Annotated in this window: 4 protein-coding genes; 2 read left to right on the top strand and 2 right to left on the bottom strand. The window is 66.7% G+C overall.

Translation table 11 applies throughout. The annotated features are described in order from the left end of the window. The coding region (locus OS124_RS0114825; RefSeq protein WP_010140532.1) for a sensor histidine kinase at positions 1 to 808 on the top strand (808 nt) is incomplete at its 5' end. A 15-nt stretch (positions 809 to 823) separates the two neighbouring features. Further along, a complete protein-coding gene (gene ntrX, locus OS124_RS0114820) occupies positions 824 to 2,245 on the top strand; it encodes a nitrogen assimilation response regulator NtrX (RefSeq protein WP_010140531.1) in 1,422 nt (473 codons plus the stop codon). A gap of 89 nt (positions 2,246 to 2,334) precedes the next feature. Here ntrX and OS124_RS0114815 read toward each other — a convergent pair whose 3' ends face one another. Further along, the gene (locus OS124_RS0114815; RefSeq protein WP_010140530.1) at positions 2,335 to 2,919 is read right to left on the bottom strand and encodes a TIGR02281 family clan AA aspartic protease; all 585 of its coding nucleotides are present in this window, start codon (positions 2,917 to 2,919) and stop codon (positions 2,335 to 2,337) included. A 48-nt stretch (positions 2,920 to 2,967) separates the two neighbouring features. Further along, positions 2,968 to 3,612 carry a MarC family protein gene (locus OS124_RS0114810; RefSeq protein ID WP_010140529.1) on the bottom strand — a complete coding sequence of 215 codons (645 nt, stop codon included), beginning with the start codon at positions 3,610 to 3,612 and terminating at the stop codon, positions 2,968 to 2,970. Positions 3,613 to 3,821: the final 209 nt, after the last annotated feature.

Here is a 3,821-nt window from a genome sequence, read left to right as displayed (position 1 = left end):
CACGGCCTCGGGGCAGCGCGAGGGCTACGTGGTGGCCTTCGATGACGTGACCGACCTGGTCTCGGCCCAGCGGATGGCGGCCTGGGGCGACGTGGCGCGGCGCATCGCGCATGAGATCAAGAACCCCCTGACGCCGATCAAGCTGTCGGCGGAGCGGATCAAGCGCAAGTTCGGCCGGTTCCTCGAGGAAGAACAGGAAAACGACCTGGTCAGCCTGACGGATGTGATCATGCGCCAGACCGACGACCTGCGCCGGATCGTGGACGAGTTCAGCAAGTTCGCGCGGATGCCCGAACCGACCCGGCGCGACGAAGACCTGGTAAAGCTGCTGCAGGATGCCGTGGTGCTGCAGCAGGCGGGGCAGCCCGGCGTGACGATCACCGCGGAGCTGCCTGCCGGCCAGCTTCCGGCCGAGCTGGATGCGACGATGATCAGCCAGGCGCTGACCAACCTGATCAAGAATGCCGGCGAGGCGACGGAAGTCCTGGCCGAACGGGGCGCCCCGGAAGGCTGGGCGCCCGAAATCCGCGTCAGCCTGGTGCGGATCGAGACCGAGGCGCAACCCGAGGCCGAGATCCGGATTGCGGACAATGGCGTCGGTCTCCCCGAGGACCGGGCGCGTCTGTTTGAACCCTATGTGACGACGCGGGACAAGGGCACCGGCCTTGGCCTGCCGATCGTCAAGAAAATCATTGAAGAACACGGCGGCACGCTGTCGCTCGAGGATGCGGCGCCCTTTGTGACGGGCGCCCATGCCGGGGCGATGGCCGTGATCAGGCTGCAATTGAAGCCGCAGGTCGCCGAATGACTGTAAGAGGACGATATGAGTGACATTCTGATCGTGGACGACGAGCGCGATATTCGCGAGCTGATCTCGGATATCCTGAAGGACGAGGGCTACGGGACGCGGCTGGCGGCGAACTCTCAGGAATGCATGCGCTCGGTGACCTCCGAGACCCCGGCGCTGATGATCCTCGACATCTGGCTGAAGGACAGCGAGATGGACGGCATCGACATCCTGAAGACCGTCAAGCGGGATTACCCCGAGGTGCCGATCATCATCATCTCGGGCCATGGCAACATCGAGCTGGCGGTGGCGGCGATCAAGCAGGGCGCCTATGACTTCATCGAGAAGCCCTTCAACATCGACCAGCTGCTGGTGGTGATCCGGCGCGCGATGGAGACCTCGCGCCTGCGCCGCGAGAACACCGCTCTGCGCAAGAAGGGCGGCGACAGCGCCGAGATGATCGGCAGCTCTGCCGCCTTCCGCACCATGCTGGGCCAGCTCGACAAGGTGACGAAATCCAACGGGCGGGTGATGCTCAACGGCCCCTCCGGCTCGGGCAAGGAGGTGGCTGCGCGCTACGTCCATGCCAATTCGACCCGTGCCGAGGCGCCCTTCGTGGTGGTCAACTGCGCCCAGATCGAGGCCGACCGCATGGAGGAAGTGCTGTTCGGGCGCGAAAGCGCTGAGCGCGGCATCGAGCCGGGCCTGCTGGAACAGGCCGACGGCGGGGTGATCTACTTCGACGAGGTCGCCGACATGCCCCTTGGCACCCAGTCCAAGATCCTGCGGGTGCTGGTCGACCAGCAGTTCCTGCGGGTCGGCGGCGCCGAGAAGATCAAGGTGGACCTGCGGGTGCTGTCCTCGACCTCGCGCGCGCTCGAGGCCGAGATCGACGCCGGGCGCTTCCGCGAAGAGCTGTATCACCGCCTGAACGTGGTGCCGGTGGCGGTGCCTTCGCTGTCCGAGCGGCGCGAGGATATCCCGGTGCTGGCCGATCACTTCATCGAGGTGCTGAACCGCTCGCAGGGGCTGCCGATGCGGCGTCTGTCGGACGAGGCCTCGGCGCTGATGCAGACCATGACCTGGCCCGGCAACGTCCGCCAGTTGCGCAACATGATCGAGCGGATCCTGATCCTGGGCGAGGGCACCGACGAGATCGACGTGACCGAAGTGCCAGCCGACGAGGACCGAGGCGGCGACCGTGAAGGCCGCGTGGTGCTGTCGGGATCGCTGGCCATGCTGCCGCTGCGCGAAGCACGCGAGGCCTTCGAGCGCGAGTACCTGCTGACCCAGATCAACCGTTTCGGCGGCAATATCTCGAAGACGGCGCAGTTCGTCGGCATGGAACGCTCGGCGCTGCACCGCAAGCTGAAGAGCCTGAACGTGGTGACCACCAGCCGAGCCGGTGGCCGGATCGCGCGGATCGACGAGTATTCGGAAGATACTGCCGCCGAGTGACCTCGTGCGGAACTCCAGCTTCTTCGCGTAATAATTTGATATAAAATGACAAATTGACGCCTCTCACGCGTTTCGTGAGGGGCGTTCTGCTATCGGGTCAGGCGCAGCGCCTGTCCGGTGATCTCGATATGCGAGAAGCGGCTGAGGTAGGACATGCCCAGAAGCGGCATGTCCAGCTCTCCGTCATTGACCGAGGCGCGCACGTCCTGGTCGGTGACCGGGCCCAGCGTGACGCTGCGCAGCCGGACCGGCGCAACCCGCACCATGCCGTTGGCCGTGCTGGCGCGGCCCGAGAAGACCAGGCTGTCAAGCGGCAGACCGGCGGCGCGGGCGGCCTCGCGGGTCAGGACGATGTCGGTGGCGCCTGTGTCGACAAGGAAGCGGACCGGCGTGCCGTTCAGCTCGACCATGGCATAGTAGTGGCCGTCGGCCTGTTGCGGCAGGGTGATGACCTCGCCCGAGACACTCTGCATCGGGGTCAACGTGTTGCGTACCTGATCCCACATGCCGATGCCGGCAATCACCGCGACGAAGATCAGCGCCCAGAGCAGGGCATGGCGGGCCATCTGGCCCAGCTGATCGCGATGCGAGACGAAGAAATAGCCGCCAATGGCAGCCAGCAAGAGGGCCAGGTAGGCCAGATGTCCGTAGTCGGTTCCGCTCATGCCCCGCATATAGGGGCAGGGCGCGGGCCTGTCACCTGTCGTGCGGCTGCGGCCGGCTCACGATGCGGCGAACCCGAAATCCCGCAGCCCTTCCAGCACGAACTGCACCGAGAGCGCGGCCAGCAGCATCCCCAGAAGCCGGGTCACCACGTTGATGCCGACCCGTCCCAGGGCGCGCTCCATCAGCCCGGCGGTCAGCGCCAGGGCGAAGACGAGGACCAGCACCGCCAGCACCACGGCCAGCACCAGCAGAAGGCCGGTGAGGCCCGGATGCTGCCCCGCCAGCAGGATCACCGAGGCGATGGCCCCGGGCCCGGCGATCAGCGGGATGGCCATGGGAAAGACCGAAGGGTCGGCCTCTTCGGGATCCGCCTCGACCTCGGCCTCGGCTTCTTCGCTGGTGCTCTCGCGCCGCTTGCCGCGCCGCTCGAACAGCATGTCGAGCGCGGTCAGGAACAGCAGCAGCCCGCCGGCGATGCGGAAGGCGGGCATGGAAATGCCGATGAAGCCCAGCACCTGTTCGCCGAACAGCGCGAAGACCGCCAGGATGGCGAAGGCGATCAGGCAGGCGCGCGCCGCGATCTCGCGCCGCTTGCGCGCGCTCTGGCCCTGGGTCAGCGCGGCAAACAGCGGGGTCAGCCCGATCGGGTCGATGATCACGAAAAGCGTGACGAAGGCGGTGATCAGGAAGGCGGTGTCCATGGGGCGCTAGCTCCGGCAGTTTCGCCCAGACTGGCGGCTGCAACGCGCCGGGGCAAGCCCCGGCTGCCCCGTCCCCAGCCACCCCGGATCGGGCGGATCAGGCCTCGGCCTTCTCCAGCTTCTCCAGGGCCGCCATCCACATGCTCTCGGCCTTGGCGGTGGCGTCACGGACCTCGGCGTACTTGCGGTTCCAGACCTCCAGCTCGCCC

Origin of the sequence: Oceanicola sp. S124 (assembly GCF_000220565.1) — a bacterium.
Classification (GTDB): Bacteria; Pseudomonadota; Alphaproteobacteria; order Rhodobacterales; family Rhodobacteraceae; genus Pseudooceanicola.
This window is presented reverse-complemented; position numbering and strand designations above follow the sequence as displayed.

What these genes read in the sequence shown, in the direction of transcription:
- OS124_RS0114810 (WP_010140529.1), bottom strand. Translation starts at nt 3,612, where the DNA reads ATGGACACCGCCTTCCTGATCACCGCCTTCGTCACGCTTTTCGTGATC.
- OS124_RS0114815 (WP_010140530.1), bottom strand. Translation starts at nt 2,919, where the DNA reads ATGCGGGGCATGAGCGGAACCGACTACGGACATCTGGCCTACCTGGCC.
- ntrX (WP_010140531.1), top strand. Translation starts at nt 824, where the DNA reads ATGAGTGACATTCTGATCGTGGACGACGAGCGCGATATTCGCGAGCTG.